General features: G+C 72.9%; 13 protein-coding genes and 1 riboswitch. Of the genes, 8 read left to right on the forward strand and 5 right to left on the reverse strand.

All coding sequences use genetic code 11. The features are described 5' to 3' along the window. Positions 1-6: 6 nt before the first annotated feature. On the reverse strand, positions 7-2,736 hold the full coding sequence (gene glnD / locus V6M45_RS13765; protein ID WP_332657104.1) for a [protein-PII] uridylyltransferase: 2,730 nt from the start codon (positions 2,734-2,736) through the stop codon (positions 7-9). A gap of 63 nt (positions 2,737-2,799) precedes the next feature. On the opposite strand from glnD, the gene V6M45_RS13770 reads away from it, so the two are divergent. Next, entirely contained in the window at positions 2,800-3,450 is a 651-nt protein-coding gene (locus tag V6M45_RS13770; RefSeq protein WP_332657105.1) for a CAP domain-containing protein, read from the forward strand. Here V6M45_RS13770 and mutS read toward each other — a convergent pair. Beyond that, positions 3,447-6,137, reverse strand: coding sequence for a DNA mismatch repair protein MutS (gene mutS, locus V6M45_RS13775; protein ID WP_332657106.1), 2,691 nt, complete (start codon positions 6,135-6,137; stop codon positions 3,447-3,449). The two genes, V6M45_RS13770 and mutS, sit on opposite strands and share 4 nt — an antisense overlap. Before the next feature lie 100 nt (positions 6,138-6,237). Continuing rightward, a riboswitch (cobalamin riboswitch) is annotated at positions 6,238-6,378 on the forward strand. A gap of 156 nt (positions 6,379-6,534) precedes the next feature. Here mutS and V6M45_RS13780 point away from each other — a divergent pair. Then, a complete protein-coding gene (locus V6M45_RS13780; RefSeq protein ID WP_332657107.1) occupies positions 6,535-8,367 on the forward strand; it encodes a TonB-dependent receptor plug domain-containing protein in 1,833 nt (610 codons plus the stop codon). Here the strand turns inward: V6M45_RS13780 and V6M45_RS13785 are convergent. After that, entirely contained in the window at positions 8,351-9,256 is a 906-nt protein-coding gene (locus V6M45_RS13785; protein ID WP_332657108.1) for an aldo/keto reductase, read from the reverse strand. The genes V6M45_RS13780 and V6M45_RS13785 overlap by 17 nt on opposite strands. 88 nt (positions 9,257-9,344) lie before the next feature. Continuing rightward, positions 9,345-11,213, reverse strand: a complete 1,869-nt coding sequence (recQ, locus tag V6M45_RS13790) for a DNA helicase RecQ (RefSeq protein WP_332657109.1) — start codon at positions 11,211-11,213, stop codon at positions 9,345-9,347. A 218-nt stretch (positions 11,214-11,431) separates the two neighbouring features. On the opposite strand from recQ, the gene rpe reads away from it, so the two are divergent. From rpe to V6M45_RS13815, 5 genes are all read left to right on the forward strand, one after another. After that, on the forward strand, positions 11,432-12,106 hold the full coding sequence (gene rpe / locus V6M45_RS13795) for a ribulose-phosphate 3-epimerase (RefSeq protein WP_332657110.1): 675 nt from the start codon (positions 11,432-11,434) through the stop codon (positions 12,104-12,106). Then, positions 12,103-13,914, forward strand: a complete 1,812-nt coding sequence (locus tag V6M45_RS13800; protein WP_332657111.1) for a heparinase II/III family protein — start codon at positions 12,103-12,105, stop codon at positions 13,912-13,914. Before rpe ends, V6M45_RS13800 begins: the two co-directional genes overlap by 4 nt. A gap of 106 nt (positions 13,915-14,020) precedes the next feature. Further along, a complete protein-coding gene (gene trxA / locus V6M45_RS13805; protein ID WP_332657112.1) occupies positions 14,021-14,917 on the forward strand; it encodes a thioredoxin in 897 nt (298 codons plus the stop codon). A gap of 11 nt (positions 14,918-14,928) precedes the next feature. Continuing rightward, a complete protein-coding gene (locus tag V6M45_RS13810) occupies positions 14,929-15,579 on the forward strand; it encodes an LON peptidase substrate-binding domain-containing protein (protein WP_332657113.1) in 651 nt (216 codons plus the stop codon). Between the two features lie 7 nt (positions 15,580-15,586). Beyond that, positions 15,587-15,781 (forward strand): Trm112 family protein, encoded by a 195-nt coding sequence (locus tag V6M45_RS13815; protein ID WP_324822096.1) that lies wholly within the window; start codon positions 15,587-15,589, stop codon positions 15,779-15,781. An 80-nt stretch (positions 15,782-15,861) separates the two neighbouring features. On the opposite strand, the gene V6M45_RS13820 is transcribed toward V6M45_RS13815, so the two are convergent. Further along, positions 15,862-17,115: a UbiH/UbiF/VisC/COQ6 family ubiquinone biosynthesis hydroxylase gene (locus tag V6M45_RS13820; RefSeq protein WP_332657114.1), complete on the reverse strand. Its 1,254-nt coding sequence runs from the start codon at positions 17,113-17,115 to the stop codon at positions 15,862-15,864. 141 nt (positions 17,116-17,256) lie between these two features. Here V6M45_RS13820 and V6M45_RS13825 point away from each other — a divergent pair. Continuing rightward, a partial coding sequence (locus V6M45_RS13825) for a DNA translocase FtsK 4TM domain-containing protein (RefSeq protein WP_332657115.1) occupies positions 17,257-17,941 on the forward strand: 685 nt, incomplete at its 3' end.

The raw sequence follows: 17,941 nt of genomic DNA on the forward strand, positions 1-17,941 counted from the left end.
AGCGCCTTAGCCTGCTTCCGGCGTGCGCGATACGGGGCGCCGCGCCGGACGCAACCGGCCGACTTCCGACACGTCGCGCAGGCTGGCGCGAACCGGCGTCGAGACGCGCGAGACGGGCCGGTCCTTCCAGTCCAGCACGGTCTCGAGATCCGCCCGCAGTTGCTCCAGCGCCGGCCCGGCCTTTGGCTTCCGGCCCCTGGCGTCGGTGACGTAGAAGCTGTCCACCACGCGTTCGCCAAAGCCGGCGATATGGGCCGAGCGGACCGACAGTCCGGCGCCTGCCAGCACCCGCGCCAGATCCGCCAGCAACCCGGGGCGATCGGCTCCCGACACCTCGACGACGGCGGCCGAGGGGCTCTGCTCGAGGTCGACGATGGTCGTCGGGCGCACGTCGAAGGCCGCGCGTCTTGGGCTGAACGGCGAAGGCGGCGGCGAGGCGCGCACGCCCTGCCCCCGCGCCGCCGCCTCCAGCGCCCGGATCAGACGGTCCAGCCGTCGCGGCTCGGCCTGTCCGTAGGGCGCGCCCGCGCCGTCCTGCAGTTCGAACACGTCGAGGGCCGTCCCGTCCTCCGCCGTCGCCACCCGCGCGCCGACCACGTCCGCCCCCGCCGCCGCCAGCGCCTGGGCCAGATCGGCGAACAGCCCCGGCCGGTCGCGCGCCGCGACGGCGACCCGCGCAGCCGAGGGGCCCTCCGCCTCTGCCGGGTCGGGGGCCAGCACCTCGGCCACCGCGCCGTCCGCCCGGCCCCGGCGCATCAGCTCGGGATAGTCGTCCAGCGGATCGACCGGATGCAGGGCCTCGCCCCGGAACGCCGCTTCGGTGCGTTGATAGAGATCGCGGATCAGCTGGCCCTTCCAGCCGTTCCAGACGCCGGGCCCCACGGCGCGGATGTCGGCCACGGTCAGGATCAGCAGGGTGCGCAGCCGCTCGGGGTCGCCGACCAGTTCGGTGAAGGCCCGCACCGTCTCCGGATCCGACACGTCGCGCTTCTGGGCGTAGTCGCTGAGCGCCAGGTGATTGCGCACCAGCCAGACCACGAACTCGATACGGCGCGGGTCGAGGCCCAGCCGGTCGCAGGCGCGGCGGGCGGCGATGGCCCCGTCCTCCAGCTGGCCCCGGTCTCCGCCCTTGCCGACGTCGTGCAGCAGCATGGCCAGCATCAGGGCCTCGAAATCATCGATCCGGTGGACGATCTCGCTGGCGTTCGGGTGCTCGGCCTTCAGCTTGCCGCGCCAGATGTCGTTGATGATGCCGATGGCCTGCAGGGTGTGCTCGTCGACCGTATAGGCGTGGTACATGTTGAACTGGGTCTGGCCGACGATCCGCCCCCACTCCGGCAGGAAGCGGCCCAGCAGGCCGGTCTCGTTCATCAGCGTCAGCACCCGGTAGGGCCGCTGCCCCAGGGCGAGGATGTCGAGGAAGGCCCGCGTCGCCTCGGGGTCCCGGCGCAGCGAGGGCGTGACCAGGGACAGGGACCGGCTGACGGCCGAAAAGGCGTCCGGATGCAGATCGAGGTCGTGCGCATCGGCGCAGCGGAACAGGATCAACAGCTTCTCGGGCGCCTCGACGAACACCTCGGGTCCCTTGACCGACAGCCGCCCGGCGTCCTCGATGAAGCCTTCGACGCCGAGATTGCGCCGCCGGCCCGGGATCAGCCGCGAAAGGCTCAGGGTCGGCTTCTGCTGCCGCGCCTCCAGCTTGGCGGACAGGGCGCGGGTCAGACCGCCGACATCGCGGGCGACGAGAAAATAGCGTCGCATGAACCGCTCCACCGCCGGCTCGTCGCCGCGGCCGCGCCAGCCCATCCGCCGGGCCACCTCGGGCTGCAGGTCGAAGGTCAGCTTCTCCTCAGCCCGCCCGGCCACGAGATGCAGGTGGGCCCGGGTGCGCCACAGGAAGTCGAAGGCCTCCTCGAAGGTCCGGCGTTCGCGCGCGGTCAGCAGATCGTCCATCACCCGGGCGCCCAGCGGGCTGTCGGGCGCCAGCGAGCGGGCGATCCAGAACAGGGTGTTGAGGTCGCGCAGGCCGCCCTTGCCGTCCTTGACGTTGGGCTCGACCCGATAGCGCACCGCCCCCGCCTTCTGGTGGCGGGCGTCACGCTCCTCCAGCTTGGCGGCGATGAAGGGGCGCGGGTCGGCCTTGACCACGAGCGTGCGGAAACGGGAGATGAAATCCCCGGCCAGGCCCGGATCGCCAGCCAGGGGGCGCGCCTCCAGCAGCGCCGTGCGCACCGTCATGTCCGACCGCGCCAGCGACAGGCACTCGTCGACCGACCGCGCCGACTGCCCGACCTTCACCCCGAGGTCCCACAGCACATAGAGCATGAACTCGATGACCTGCTCGGTGCGGGGGATCGACTTCCACGGACGCAGGAACAGCAGGTCGAGGTCCGAGAAGGGCGCCAGCACCCCGCGCCCGTAGCCGCCCACGGCGATCAGGCTGAGCCGCTCGGCCTCGGTCGGATTGGGAGCCGGGTACAGTTCCTCGGTGGCGAACCGCCACAGGGTGGTCAGCATGTCGTCGGCGGCGGCGGCGTACAGCCGCGCGACCTCGACCCCGCCCAGACCGTTCTCAAGCCGCTGGGCCGCCCGCGCCCGCGCCGCCTGCCAGGACTCCCGAAGCAGGGCGGTGGCGGCGGCGCGCGGATCGGGCGCGGCGGCGGCCGCGGCCCAGGCGTCGCTGTCGGAGGCCCGCGGATCGGAGGCGTCGGCCGGGCGGCGGCTGCGGGAGCTCATCGCGCCGGTATAGACCCTGGCGCGGGCGTGCGCGACAGTAGGCGCAAGTCGAGGAGGCGCGGCATGATCAGGACCCCCGGGCTGGCGCTCGCCGCCCTGCTCGCCGCCGCGCTCCCGGGATGCGCCCCTGCCGGCCCTTCGCCATCAGCCATCACCGCCCCTGTCGAGGTGCGGGCTGAAGCGCGCCCCGACATCGTCGCCGAGCTCAACGCCGCGCGGACCGATCCCGCCGCCTACGCCCTCAAGGCCCGGACCCTGCGCGCCCTGTACCGCGGCGACCGCATCGAACGCCCCGGCGAGGTCGCCGAAGTCACCCGGGAAGGGACAGCGGCGGTCGATGAGGCCATCGCCTTCCTCGAACGACAGCCTCCGCTCCCGCCTCTTCGCGACAGCCCGCTGCTGGCCCGGGCGGCGGCCGATCATGCGGGGGAGCAGGCCGCCACAGGCGAGGTCGCCCACGCCGGCGCCGACGGCTCGAGCCCGGCGGACCGGATGCGCCGCTACGGACGCTGGTCCGCCACCGGGGAAGCCATCGCCTACGGGCGCGACCGGGCCGGGGACGTCATCCTTCAGCTGATCATCGACGACGGCGTGCCAGACCGGGGTCACCGCCGTATCCTGTTCAACCCGGCCTATGGTCTGGTCGGCGCGGCCTGCGCCCCGCATCCGGTCTGGCGCCGGACCTGCGTGCTCGACTTCGCCCGCGCCGGCTAGCTCCGGATCGCCTTCAGCCGGTAGAGCGCCTCCAGCGCCTCGCGCGGCGACAGTTCGTCCGGCTCGATGGCCGACAGGGCGTCCCTGAGCGCCGAGGACGGCGGCGGCGCGGGCGCTTCGGCCACGGCGAAGAGCGGCAGATCGTCGAGACTGATGGAGGCCGTCTTCTCGCCCTCCAGCCGGTCCAGCACCGCGCGCGCCCGGGCCACGACCGGCGCCGGCACGCCCGCCAGCTTCGCCACCTGCACGCCGTAGGAGCGGTCGGCCGCGCCCGGCGCGGCCTCGTGCAGGAAGACCAGGTCGCCGTTCCACTCCCGCGCCCGCATCGACAGGTTGCAGACGTGGGCCAGCCGCGTCTCCAGCCCGGCCAGCTCGTGATAATGGGTGGCGAACAGGGTGCGGGCGCGGTTGTGGTCGTGCAGGGCCTCGGCCACAGCCCAGGCGATGGCGAGGCCGTCATAGGTGGCGGTGCCGCGCCCGATCTCGTCCAGCACCACGAAACTGCGATCCGTCGCCTGGGTCAGGATGGCGGCGGTCTCGACCATCTCCATCATGAAGGTGGAGCGGCCCCGCGCCAGATCATCCCCGGCCCCGACCCGGCTGAACAGCCGGTCGACCACGCCCAGCCGCATCGCCTTCGCCGGCACGAACGCGCCGGCCTGGGCCAGGACCACCAACAGGGCGTTCTGGCGCAGGAAGGTGGATTTGCCCGCCATGTTGGGGCCGGTGACGATCGACAGCCGCGCGCAGGCGGCGCCCGAGCCGTCGAGCTTGCAGTCGTTCGGCGTATAGGGATCGCCGGCGGACTTGACCGCCGCCTCGACCACCGGATGCCGGCCCGCGGTGACCTCGAAACAGGCGGTGCCGTCCACCGTCGGCCGCACCGCCCCGACCTCCTCGGCCCATTCCGCCAGGGCGGCGTGGGCGTCGAGCTCGGCCAGCGCCTCGGCCACCGCCTGTAGCGGCGCGGCCAACGACTGGACCGCGCGCCGCCACGTCTCGAACGCCTCGCCCTCGATGGCCAGGGCCCGGTGGCCGGCCTGGCTGATCTTCGCGTCCAGTTCCGACAGCTCGACGGTGGTGAAGCGCACCTGGTTGGCCAGGGTCTGGCGGTGGATGAAAGGACTGTCGCCGGTCGGGCGCAGCAGCGGCTCGGCGGCCTTGGCCGAGGTCTCGAGGAAATAGCCGAGCACGGCGTTGTGCCGGATCTTGAAAGGCACGCCCGAGTCTGCGACGGCGCGCGCCTCCAGATCGGCCACGACCCGGCGGCTGTCATCCCGGAGCCGCCGCGCCTCGTCCAGTTCGGGGCGGAAACCCGGGTTCACGAAGCCGCCGTCCCGCGCCAGATGCGGCGGTTCCTGGGCCAGGCCTTCGGCCAGTTCGACCAGCAGGCGACCGGTTTCCGGCGACAGGGTCAACCGGTCGAGGCAGCTGACGATGCGCGGCGGCGGCCCTGTCAGCGGATCCCGTTCCGGTGGAAACAGTCCGGCCACGCCCTCGGCCACCGACAGGCCGGCGCGGATCGCCGCCAGATCGCGGGGCCCGCCACGCCCCAGCGCCAGCCGCGACACGGCCCGGGCCACATCCGGCGCCGCCTTCAGCCCGTCGCGCAGATCGCGGCGCAGATCACGCCGCTCCAGCAGCCACTCGACCGCGTCCAGTCCGTGATTGATGGCGACCGGATCGCGCAGCGGCCGGGCGATTCTTTCGGCAAGAGCCCGCGCCCCGCCCGAGGTGACGGTGCGGTCGATGCAGGCCAGCAGCGAACCGTCGCGTTCGCCGCGCTGGGTGCGGTCGATCTCGAGGCTCAGCCGCGTGGCCGGGTCGATGGCCAGAAAGCCGACATCCCCGGAGCGGCGCGGCGGCGACAGGGCCGGAATCTTGCCGGCCTGGGTGGTCTCCAGATAGGCGGCGATGAGTCCCAGAGCCGAGACTTCCGCTTCCTCGAAGGCGCCGTAACCGTCCAGCGAGGCGACGCCGTACAGCCGCTCGACCCGGGCCCGCGCGCCGACCGGCTCGGCCAGCGCCTGAGGCAGGGCCTGGACCACCCCGCCCGAGCCATCGAGCGCGGCCTTCGCCGCCTCGTCGGAGAACAGCCGGTCGGGGACCAGCACCTCGGACGGCCGGAACGAGGCGAGGGTGGCGGGCAGATCCTCCAGCGAACAGGCGACGACGTCGACCGAGCCGGCCGAGAGCTCGACCACGGCCACCGCCGCCCGGCCCTTGCGGATCGCCACCGCCGCCAGCCGGTTGGCCCCGCGCGCGTCCAGCAGGGAGTCCTCGGTCAGGGTGCCGGGGGTGACGACGCGGACGATGTCCCGATGGACCACCGCCTTGGAGCCGCGCTTCTTCGCCTCGGACGGGGCCTCCAGCTGTTCGCAGATCGCCGCCTTGAAGCCCTGGCGGATCAGCCGCGCCAGATAGCCGTCCAGCGCATGCACCGGCACCCCGGCCATCGGGATGTCTTCGCCCTGATGCTTGCCCCGCTTGGTCAGGGTGATGCCGAGGGCCGCCGCGGCGATCTCGGCGTCCCTGAAGAACAGCTCGTAGAAATCGCCCATGCGGAAGAACAGGATGGCGTCCGGCGCCTGGGCCTTGGCCGCCAGGAATTGCGCCATGACCGGCGTCACGCCGTCGGAAGACGGGAGCGCGTCGGCTCTGGGCGGATGGGCGAGGGGGGCGTTCATCTGAGCGGCGCAAGGTGACGGAATGCGCCCTCTGGCTCAAGCGGCGTCTGACGCCCTTGCACAGGCTTGGCCGCGCTGCGACAAGCGGGGCAGGCGGTTAAGGGAACGCGGTCGAACACCGCGGCTGTGCCCGCAACTGTAGGCGGCGAGACGGTCGATCATTCCGGGGCCTTGGCTCCGGCGTCACTGGGAAACCGGGAAGACGCGATCCTCCGTTTTTGACCCGCAAGCCAGGAGACCTGGCCGCCGACGTCGCACGTCCGCTGCCCGGGACCAGGCAGAGGCGCGGTGATCCGTCGAGGCGACCCGACACTTGCGCCGTCCACCCCGGACGGGTCGGTCGCCCTTTCCACATTCCCGCGACGCGCTCGCGCGGGGACGACGGAGACCTTGCTTCATGCGTTCCCTGCTTCTCGCCACGGCCGCGGCCGTCTGCCTGCCCCTCACCGCCCAGGCCCAAACCGCGGACGACCCGGAGGCCCTGTCCGAAGTCGTCGTCACCGCCACCCGCCTGCCCGCGATCGTCGCGGACGCCCCCGGGGCCCGGGTCATCGATCGGCGGACCATCGACCAGCGCGGCGCTGTCTTCGCCGCCGACATCCTGACCGACGTGCCGGGCCTGTCCGTGGTCCGCTCGGGCGCCTTCGGCGGCGTGGCCCAGGTGCGGATGCGCGGCGCTTCGCCCGGCAAGACCCTGGTGCTGATCGACGGCGTCCCGGTCAACGACCCGGCCGAGGTCAACGGCGCCTTCGATTTCTCCGGCCTCGAGCTTTCGGACATCGAGCGCATCGAGGTGCTGTCGGGACCGCAGTCGTCGCTGTGGGGCTCCGACGCCATCGGCGGGGTGATCGCCTTCACCACCCGCGATCTGGACGGGCTGGCGCTGGAGGCCGAGGCCGGATCGTTCGACACAGTGCGGGGCCGGCTGGCGGCCGGCGTCTCCACCGACCGCTACGGCTTCGGGGCCTGGGTCTCGCATTTCGACACCGACGGCGTTTCCGCCGCCGACGAGGCCGACGGCGCCACCGAGGCTGACGGCCTGACCTCGACCACCGCCGGAGCCCGGGGCCGCTACGCCTTCACGGACGCCGTCTCGGTCGACGGTTCGATCCGCTGGACCGACAGCGACGCGGACCTCGACGGCTTCCCTGCTCCGGCCTTCGTTCTGGTCGACACCGGGGACACGCAGGCCAGCGAGCAGTGGTCCGGCTTCGGTCGCCTGCGCCTCAACGCCCTGGGGCTCGATCACCAGTTCAGCCTGTCCGCCTCCGACATCCGGCGCGACACCGTCTCGGCCTTTCCCTCGACCTTCGAGGCGGACCGGCGGACCCTGCGCTGGCAGGCCGAGGGCGGGGCGGCGGGCGTCGCCTTCGTGGTCGGGGCGGAACGCGAGGAAACGGAAGGCAGTCTCTCGACCGGGCTGACGGAGGAACTCGGGACGACCTCGGCCTTCGCCACCGCCCGGATCGAACCGGGCGACCGGCTGAGCCTGACCGGCGCGCTGCGTCTCGACGACACGGACGACTTCGGCTCGAAGACGACCGGACGCGTCTCGGCCGCCTATGACGCCGGGGCCGGCGTCACCCTGTCGGCGGCCGTGGGCACGGGCTTCAAGGCCCCCTCGATCAGCCAGGCGGTGTGCGACTTCTGCTTCTCGGCCCAACCCCTCCCGGTGCTGCGGCCCGAGACGGCGACCGGCTATGAGGCGGCGATCGGCTGGGCCTCGCCCGACAGCCGTTTCGAAGGCCGGGCCACCGCCTACCGGCTCGAGGTCGAGGACCAGATCACCTACGTCTTCGATCCGGCGACCTTCGACAGCGTCTACATCAACGTGGCCGAGACAGCCACGGACGGCGTCGAGCTGGAAGGGCGGGCGGCGCTGGCCGGCGGCTTCGACCTCGGCCTCGCCTGGGCCTGGACCGACGCCCGCGACGAAACCACCGGCGCCCGCCTGCTGCGGGTTCCCGAACAGGCCGGGTCGGCGACGCTGGGGTGGTCGGGCGAGCGGCTTTCGGCGGCCCTGACCGTCCGGGCCGAGAGCGATCAGGACGACGCCGGCGGCGTTCGGGAGGCCTTCGTCACCGCCAATCTGAACGGCTCATACGTCCTGACGGACACAGTTACCCTGACGGCGCGGATCGAGAACCTGGCGGACGAACGCTACCAGCAGGTGTTCGGCTACGGCGAACCGGGCCGATCCGGCTATCTGGGGATCAGGCTGCGCTACTGATGCGCCGCAGGCCGGCGGCGGCGACCGTCGCCGGCTCCAGCTGCAGGGCGGCCCAGTCGAGCGCGGGGGTCGGGGCGTTGGCCGCCGCGACCACCGCGCGCAGCTCCGCCGCCGAGGCGACGCTGGCGACCACGGCGGACACCTCCGGCAGGCCCATGACATAGGCCAGGGTGGCCTGCATCGGATCGATGCGCGCCTCGGCCAGTCGGCGGCGGATGCGCGACAGGGCGTGGGCGTGGCCGGCCATCTCGGGCGGCAGAGGCTCGCCGCTGATGAACAGCAGGCCGTCGGCGAACACCGAGGTGGCGTGAACATCGACGCCCAGCGCGGCCAGTTCCGACAGGACGCCCGCGTGCTGGGTGCGCTGGTCGAGAAGATTGATCGGCAGTTCGATGACGTCCGGCTGGAACCGGCGCGCCAGCAGGGCGGGGCCGTCCTCGATGCCGGCCCGGAAGCCGATGCGACGATAGAGGCCGCGCGCCTTCAGCGCCTCCAGACGATCCCACAGGGCGCGGCCCTCGGCCCCGGCCAGATCGCCGGCGCAGGACACCAGCAGCGTATCGCCGCGCGGCAGGCCCAGCCGCTCCAGCGAACGGCGCGCCCGGGCTTCGACGCGGTCCACGCCGTCGGTGATCGAAACGGTGCGGACCGTAACCTGGAAGGGCGAGGGGAAGGGCCAGGCCTGGCCCAGCCGGCGCTCGCCGTCGCCGTCCGGCTTGGTGGCCACCAGGGTGACCCCGGCGTCCGCAGCGGTCTGCAGCAGGAAGCGCAGGGCTTCCTCGCGCGCGCCCGCGGGCAAGGGCGCATAGGCGCTGGGCGCGCGAACGGGCTCGTGGACCACCGCCACGGCCAGTTTGTCGATCGGGGAAGGATTGCGATTGGGGATCACCGCCGGACTGTGACGCTGAAAGTTTAAGGCCCCCCTTCCGAGACCTTGACTGAATCTTACCAGCGGAACGTCGATTCCCCGTTTTGGGTCAGGCGGCGGCCTGCGCCAGGGCAGCCAGTACGCCCTTGCCATACCGGTCCAATTTGGTCTGACCGACACCCGGTATATGGGCCAGACGCTCGAGATCCCCGGGCTCGGCGGTGGCGATCTCAAGCAGGGTCCGGTCTTGGAAAATGACGTAGGGCGGCACCCGCTGCTCGGCCGCGCGGTCGCGCCGCCAGGCTCTCAGGACCTCGAACCGGGCGCGCACCCCGGCGTCCATGGTCTCCAGGGCGGCGTTGCGGCCGGTGCGGGTCCGCTCGCGCGGCGCGGCGGCGCGGGCCGGCGCCAGACGCACCTCGATGGAGCGTTCGCCGCGGTAGACCGCCCGCACCGCCTCCGGATCGCCGAGCCTGACCAGAGGCTTGCCCTCGTTCGGGTCCTCCACCAGCAGGCCTTCGAACAGCAGGTGATCGAGCACATCCCGCCAGGTGTGCAGGGCGGTGTCGGCCCCGATGGCCCAGGTCGACAGCGCCGCCTCCCATGGCTGCACATCCTTCGTCTTGCCCAGCAGGTGGTCGATCACCCGGCCCCGGCCGAAGCGTTCGCCCACCCGCTGCACCGCCGCCAGCGCCTTCTGGGCCTGCACCGTGGCGTCGAACTGCGCCGGCGGGTCCTGGCAGATGTCGCAGACGCCGCAGGGTTCGGCCCCGGTCTCGCCGAAATAGCGCCGCACCGCCTGCGGGCGGCAGACGGCGCCGTCCAGCATGGCGAACAGCTGGCGCGCCTTCTTCACCTGCACCGCCTTGACCTCTTCCGCCATCGGCCGGCCCTCGAGCCGGCGCAGCGTCCAGGCGATGTCCGACGGGCCGTACAGGGTGATGCCCTCGGCCGGGTCGCCGTCGCGTCCGGCCCGGCCGATCTCCTGCCAATAGGCTTCCAGCGAACCCGGCGGATCGGCGTGGATGACGAAGCGCACGTCGGCCTTGTCCACCCCCATGCCGAAGGCGATGGTCGCCACCATCACCGCCCCGTCCTCGGCGAGGAACCGCTCCAGACGGCGGTCGCGATCGCGCGCCTCCATGCCGGCGTGATAGGCGATGGCGTTGGTCCCGGCGTCACGCAGCGCCTGGGCGACGCGCTCGCAGCCGTCGCGCGAGCCGCAATAGACCACGCCGGACTTGCCCCGGCGCTGGCGCACCAGATCGATGACGGCGGCGTCGGTGCGGGCGCGAGAACCGTTTTCCTTGCGCACCGCCGCCAGCTGCAGGTTCGGACGGGCGAAACTGTCGACCACCACCCGGGCCTCGCCCAGCCGCAACGACCGGACGATATCCTCGCGGGTGCGGGCGTCGGCCGTCGCCGTGACCGCCACGCGCGGCACGCCGGGGAACAGTTCGGCCAGTCGGCCGAGGGTTCGGTAGTCCGGCCGGAAGTCGTGGCCCCACTGTGAGACGCAGTGCGCCTCGTCGATGGCGATCAGCGACAGCGGCAGGTCATGCAGCCGGTCGATCAGGTGCGGCTGGGCCAGTCCCTCGGGGGAGACATAGAGAAGGTCCAGTTCGCCGGCCCGGGCCGCCCGCCAGATCTCCGACCGGTCGTCCAGCGAAACGCCGGAATCGAGCCGGGCCGCGGCCACGCCCTGCTGCTTCAGCGCTTCCACCTGGTCGGTCATCAGGGCGATCAGCGGCGAGACCACGAGACCGAGCCCCGGCCGCAGCATGGCGGGGATCTGGTAGCAGACGCTCTTGCCGCCGCCGGTCGGCAGCACCGCCAGCACGTCCCGGCCGGCCAGGACCTCGGCGACCACCTCGGCCTGCCGCCCCCGGAAGTCGGGATGGCCCCAGACCCGCTCAAGCGTCGCGCGCGCCTCGGCCAGCGTTGGCGAGGCGGCGATCGGGAGTGAGTCGGCGGGCATCGCCGCCTTGTGCCTCATTTGTTCCGGTGTGTGAACGCCCGGTCTTGCGCTGATCGGCGCGACCCGACCGTCACGGCGGCCCGGATAGATCGACATCCGGCCCCGGGCGTCCCGTCCGGCCCCTCGACGCGCCCGATGACCCAACCGTGTAGCGGCGGCCGACCCTGAAACCCGGTCCGCGCCTTGCTACGGCCGGCGTCCCGCCTTATCCCCGGATCATGTCCGCGCCCCTGATCTGCCCCTCGATCCTCGCCAGCGACTTCGCCCGCCTGGGCGAGGAGGTCGCGGCCCTCGAAGCCGCCGGCGCCGACTGGGTCCACGTCGATGTGATGGACGGCCATTTCGTGCCCAACATCACCATAGGCCCGGAGGTGGTGAAGGCGCTGCGCCCCCACACCACCCTGCCCTTCGACGTGCACCTGATGGTGGCGCCGGTCGATCCCTGGCTCGAGGCCTATCGCGACGCCGGCGCCGACTATCTGACCGTCCACCCCGAGAGCGGCCCGCACCTGCACCGCACCCTCGGCCGCATCCGCCAGTTAGGGGCGAAGGCCGGGGTGGTGCTGAACCCCGGCACGCCCCTGTCGGTGCTCGAGGAGGTGATCGACCTGGTCGATCTGGTCCTGCTGATGTCGGTCAATCCGGGTTTCGGCGGCCAGTCCTTCATTCCTTCCACCCTGCGCAAGATCGAGCGCACCCGGGCCCTGCTCGACGCCGCCGGATCGAAGGCGCATCTGCAGGTCGACGGCGGAGTCACGGCCGCCAACGCCGCGGCCTGCGTCGCCGCCGGGGCCGACGCCCTGGTGGCCGGCACGGCGGTGTTCCGGGAAGGGCCGTCCGCCTACACCGCCAACATCCGGGCGCTGAAGACGGCCCAAATCGCCGGCGCATGAGCCCGCTCGGCCCCTTCGCCCGTCCCGAGGCCGACGCGCCCTCGCCCGGCGAGATCCCCGGCCTGCGCGGCGCCCCGATGCGAACACCGGTGCGGATCTCGGCTCCGGCGACCGGCCCCGGCCTGTGGCCCGCCGTCATCGGCCGCCTGCTCACCCGCCAGATGTGGATCGAGCTGTACGGCCTGCCCGGCTACGCCCTGACTCTGAAGGGCCGGGTGGCGCAGGCTTTCGCCGCCACGCCGCGGGACTTCCGCCCGATCGACGCGGCTGCGGGCAAGACGACGCTGGGCGGCAAATTCATTCTCGCCGGCGCGAGTCTCGAGGCGCCCGCGCCCGAAGACCCCTGGAACCGGCCCAGCCCGACCCGCGCCTTCGCCGCCGAACTCCACGCCTTCGCCTGGCTGCCGTCCCTGATGCTCGAGGGCGAGCGCGGCGCCCGCGAGGCCCTGCGCCTGACCCTGGGCTGGGCCACGGTGTTCGCGCGCTGGTCTCCGTTCGCCTGGGACCCCGCCCTGCTGGCTCGCCGGACCTTCAACCTGGCCTGCGCCGCCCGACGCATGGGCCAGGTCGCGACCGAAGCGGAACGCCTGCGGCTGGCCGATGTGCTGGGCCGGCAGGCGCGGCAGTTGCTGCGGCCGCCCGGCGGCGTCGCCGGCCAGGCCGAACGGCTGGTCGCCGCCGCGACGGCGGGCTGCGTGCTCGCCGGTCCGCCCGGCGCGGCCCTGCGGCGGAAAGCCCTGCGCGGCCTCCCGGCGGCGCTGGCGCGGACGGTCGGCGAGGACGGCGGCCACGCCTCCCGCAGCCCGGAGGCCGGACTGGAGCTGCTGCTCGATCTGCTGACGCTTGAGGACGCCCTCGCCCAGCTGTCGGAGGCCGCGCCCGACGCCGTGCGGGACGCCATCCGCCGGCTGACCGCGGCGGCCCGCTTCCACACCCTGCCCGACGGACGGCTGGTCACCCTGCAGGGCGGCGGTCCGTCGACGGTCGCCCGGGTCGCGGCGGCCGTGGTCCACGACGAGGCGCACGAAGCGGGGCCGCCGTCCGGAGCCGTGGGCGGCGTCGCCCGCGTCCGCAGCCCCCTGCTGAGCGTGGCCGCCGACGTCGCCGGCCCGGCCCGCGGGGCGTGGTCCGCCGCCGCCTGCGCCCAGCCGTTGGCGCTGGAGATCGTCTGCGGCCGCGACCGCCTGGTCACCGGCTGCGGCTGGACCCCGCGCGCGGGCGACCGGCAGGGCCTGCGGCTGGCGCCCGGTCATTCGACCCTGACCCTCGGCGAGAGCTCGACCGGCGCGCCCCTTGGCGGCTGGAAGGGCGAGTTGCTGGGGCATCGCCTGATCAGCCGGCCGCTGCACGTCGAGGTCCATCGCCGCGACGGGGAGGGCGCCGTCTGGCTCGAGGTCGAGCACGACGGCTGGGTTCACGACTTCGGCCTGCTGCACCAGCGCCGCCTCTATCTCGACCAGCGGCTGGACGAGCTCCGCGCCGAGGAGCGGCTGCATCCGGCCCCCGGCCAGAAGGACGTCGTGCGCGCCATCGCCGCCCCCTATGCCGTGCGCTTCCAGCTGGAGCCGGGCGTGCAGGCCTCGCTGGCCCGCGACCGCCGGTCCATCCTGCTGCGGGGCCATTCGGGCCGCGGCTGGTGGTTCCGAACCGACGGACCGGACGTCGCCATCGAGCCCTCGGTCCATATCGACGAGGGCCTGACCCGCCGCTCCTTGCAGATCGTCGTGCGCGGCTCCGCCCGCACCGATTCCGAGACCAAGATCCGTTGGAAGCTGAGCCCCGCGGGGGCCGGCGGCGACCCCACCTGAGCGGGCCGTCGTGCGGGCCCGTCGCGCCATGACCCCCTTGAGGCCGGCGCTTGCCGCGACCATCTGACGGCTGCCGCGTTACGCCTTCATGCCACAGGACCGATCGATGAGCCTCGCCGACCCCACCGCCCTCCCCGACGACCTCATCAAGGACGGCTCCGACGCCGGCTTCATGGCCGATGTCGTCGAGGCGTCAAAGTCCCAGCCGGTGCTGGTCGATTTCTGGGCGACCTGGTGCGGACCGTGCCGCACCCTGACGCCGATGCTGGAGAAGGCCGTCCGCGCCGCCGGCGGGGCCGTCAAACTGGTCAAGATCGACGTCGACAAGAACCCCGCCTACGCCGGCCAGCTGCGGGTGCAATCGATCCCGACGGTCTACGCCTTCGTCAACGGCCAGCCGGTCGACGGCTTCCAGGGGGCGGTTCCCGAGAGCCAGCTCAAGGCCTTCATCGACAAGCTGACCGGCGGGACCAGCGCCAATTCCGATATCGAACAGCTGATGTCTTTGGGCGAGGAATCCCTGTCGCTGAACGACCTCGGCGGCGCCGCCCAGGCCTTCGCCCAGGTGATGACGCTGGAACCGGGGCACGAGGGCGCCATCGCGGGCATGGCGCGCGTCTACCTGGCCGACGGCGACCCCGACCAGGCCCGCCAGACCCTCGCCATGGCCCCCGCCGATTCGAAGAACGCCCAGGTCCAGTCGATCCGGGCCCAGCTGGCGCTGGCCTCGGCCGCGCCGGCCGGCGCGAGCGCCGAACTGGAGGCGCGCGTGGCCGCCAATCCGTCCGACCATCAGGCCCGCTACGACCTGTCGCTGGCCCAGGCCGCCGTGGGCGATCTGCAGGGCGCGGTCGACAGTCTGCTGGCCATTGTCGCGGCCGACCGCGAATGGAACGACCAGGCCGCCCGCAAGCAGCTGCTGGTCGTGTTCGAGGCGGCCGGAGCGGCCTCCGAGATCGCCCGTGACGGCCGCCGCCGCCTGTCCTCCATCCTGTTCGCCTAGAGGGAAATCGCATGGCGCAGGGCTATGTCAGGGTCGCAGACCTGCCGCAGGTCATCCCGGTCTTTCCCCTGCCCGGCGCCATCCTGCTGCCGCGCGGGCAGCTGCCGTTGAACATCTTCGAGCCGCGCTATCTGAACATGATAGACGACGCCATGGCCGGCGACCGGATCATCGGCATGATCCAGCCCCGGCCGGGTTCGTCCGGCCTGTCGCCGATCGGCTGCGCCGGCCGCATCACCAGCTACGCCGAGACCTCCGACGGTCGCTATCTGATCACCCTGACCGGCTGCGCCCGCTTCCATCTGGCCAGCGAGCTGCCGGCCCGGACACCCTACCGGCAGGTCCGCGCCGACTACCTTCCCTTCGAGGCCGACCTCGCGGCCCCGCCGGTCGATGACGTCGGCCTCGACCGCGAGCCCCTGCTCGACGCCCTGCGCGCCTATCTGGAGACGCGCGGCCTCGACATCGACTGGGACACGGCCGAGACCGCGCCGCCGGAAGCCCTGATCAACAGCCTGTCCATGGCCCTGCCCTTCGAACCTGCCGAAAAGCAGGCGCTGCTGGAGGCGGGCAGCCTGACCGACCGCTCGGCCGTCCTCACCGCCCTGATGACCATCGATGCGGCGGAATCAGGCGACGGCGATACGCCGTCGATGCAATAGTGACCCCATGAGCGACGCCTTCCACACCCCCGCCTCCGTCGATCCCCGCCTGCTCGAGGTGCTGGTCTGCCCCGTCACCCGGGGACGGCTGACCTATGACCGCGAGCGCCAGGAACTGGTGTCCAAGGGCGCCAAACTGGCCTTCCCGATCCGCGACGGCGTGCCGATCATGCTCGCCGAGGAAGCCCGAAAACTGGACTAGCCGCGCCCGGGCTGGGAGCCATGGAGCGCACCCTCCGCGCTCAAGCAGCGAGCCGCGCGGCGAGCGATAGCGCCCCCTCTTTAGAGGGCCTCACCCCGCAACAGCCGCGGCAGATCCCCTGTCGCGCCGCCCGCTTCGTGCATGAAGGCGCGGCGCAGGGGGGCGATGCGGTTGACGGCGGCGATGCCGAGGTCGCGCGCCAGCCGCACCGGCGCCAGATCGTTGGAGAACAGCCGCACGAAGCCGTCGAAGCCGGCGGCGAGGGCAGCGTTATCGAAGCGCCGCCAGCGGGCGTAGCGGTCCAGCACCGTCTCCGAGCCGATGTCCTCGCCCAGTCGCACGGCCTCGACCAGCACCTCGGCGAGGGCCGCGGCGTCCTTCAGCCCCATGTTCAGCCCCTGTCCGGCGACCGGGTGGACGCCGTGGGCCGCGTCGCCGATCAGGGCGATCCGCGGCGCGGTCAGGCCCTCGGCCAACTGCAGCGACAGCGGATAGACGAAGCGCGGCCCCACCACCGAGACATCGTCGAGGAAATCCCCAAACCGCCGCATCAGATGGGCGTGGAAGGCCTCGTCCGACGCCGCTTTCAGCGCCTCGGCGCGTCGCGTGGTCTCGGTCCAGACGAGGCTGGCCCGCCGCTCGGTCAACGGCAGGATGGCGAACGGACCGGACGGCAGAAAGTATTCGTGGGCGACATTGCCGTGGTCGCGGCCAAGCGACACCGTGGCCACGACGCCGCTCTGCCCATAGCCCCAGCCGACCGTGTCGATGCCGGCCTCGCGCCGCACCCGCGATCCCCGGCCCTCGGCCCCGACCACCAGCGGGGCGCGCAGCACGTCACCGTTCGTCAGCGTGACCGTGGCCAGCCCCGGCCCCGCCTCGACCCGGTCCACCGAGGCCGGGGCGCGGACCTCGAGGCCCGCCGCCGTCACCGCCTCGGCGAGGGCGACGCGGATGCGCCGGTTCTCGACCATATAGCCCAGCGGCTCGCCGTCGGTGCGATCGCCGATCTCGTCGGCGTCGAAGCGCAGGAAGGCGGACGAGGCGGGCCGCGAGGCCGCCCCGGGCCGGCGCCCGTCGGTGACCAGAATGCGGTCCATGCGGCAGGCGTGCGGACGCAGGCCCTCGCCCACGCCGAGCGCGTCCAGCATGCGGAAAGTCGAGAATGCGATCGCCGTCGAACGCCCGTCGAACGACGGCGCCAGCTGGGCCGAAAACGGCTGCGGATCGACCAGCACCACCCTCAGCCCGCCCTGGGCGGCGGCGAGACCGAAGGTCGCGCCCGCCAGCCCGGCCCCGGCGATGATGATGTCGTAGCGGTCGGTTTCGGTCATGAGCCGGTTGTCGCGCCGCAGGGCCGCGAGGTCCAGTGCGGCAAAGTGGAAGCCGGCGTCCGGCCCCTAAAGTAAACAGCCCCTTAACCCTGCCTGGGCGAAAACCGTCGGAGTTGCCGTTTCGCCGGAGTCCGCCGCCGCATGTCCGCCGCCCTCGCCCTCGGCCACCGCGCCTTCGAGAGCGCCCGCATCGTCTGGGCGGCGCCGTTCGCGGTGCGCTTCCGCGGCGTGCTGCAGGCCCTGCTGGCGGCGCTGCTGCTGGCCGCCCTGATCTCGTGGAATCCGGCCGACCCGAGCCTCAACGCCGCCTCTTCGGCCGCGCCGACCAACTGGCTGGGCCTCAACGGCGCCCTGTTCGCCGACCTGTTCATGCAGTCGCTCGGACTGGCCGCTTGGCCGGCCGCCCTGCTGCTGATCGCCTTCGGCCTCGCCGGGGCCATCGGCGACACAGTCCAGCAGCGGCTCAAGCCGACGCCGTTCAAGGCCTTCGCCGCCACCGCCGGCGTGCTCAGCCTGTCCGCCGCCCTGTCCGCCCTCGCCCAGCCCGCCGCCTGGCCGCTGGCGGCCGGGCTCGGAGGCCTGTGGGGCGACGCCTTGGTCGGCCTCGTGCGTATGGCCTTCGCAGCGCTGCGCCTGCCCGGAGCCGCCATCGGCGCCGGGGTGATCTTCCTGCCGCTCGGCCTGTGGGGCGTCGGCTACGCCATCGGCCTGCGCCTCTCGGACCTCGGCGAAGCCCTCGACTGGGCGCGCGGGCTGCGCCGCTCCGGCTCGCCGCCGCCCGTCGCGCGCCGCGCCGCCGCCGAGGCCCCGCCCCGCGTCCGTCCCG

This window comes from Brevundimonas sp., assembly GCF_036676055.1.
Lineage (GTDB): Bacteria > Pseudomonadota > Alphaproteobacteria > Caulobacterales > Caulobacteraceae > Brevundimonas.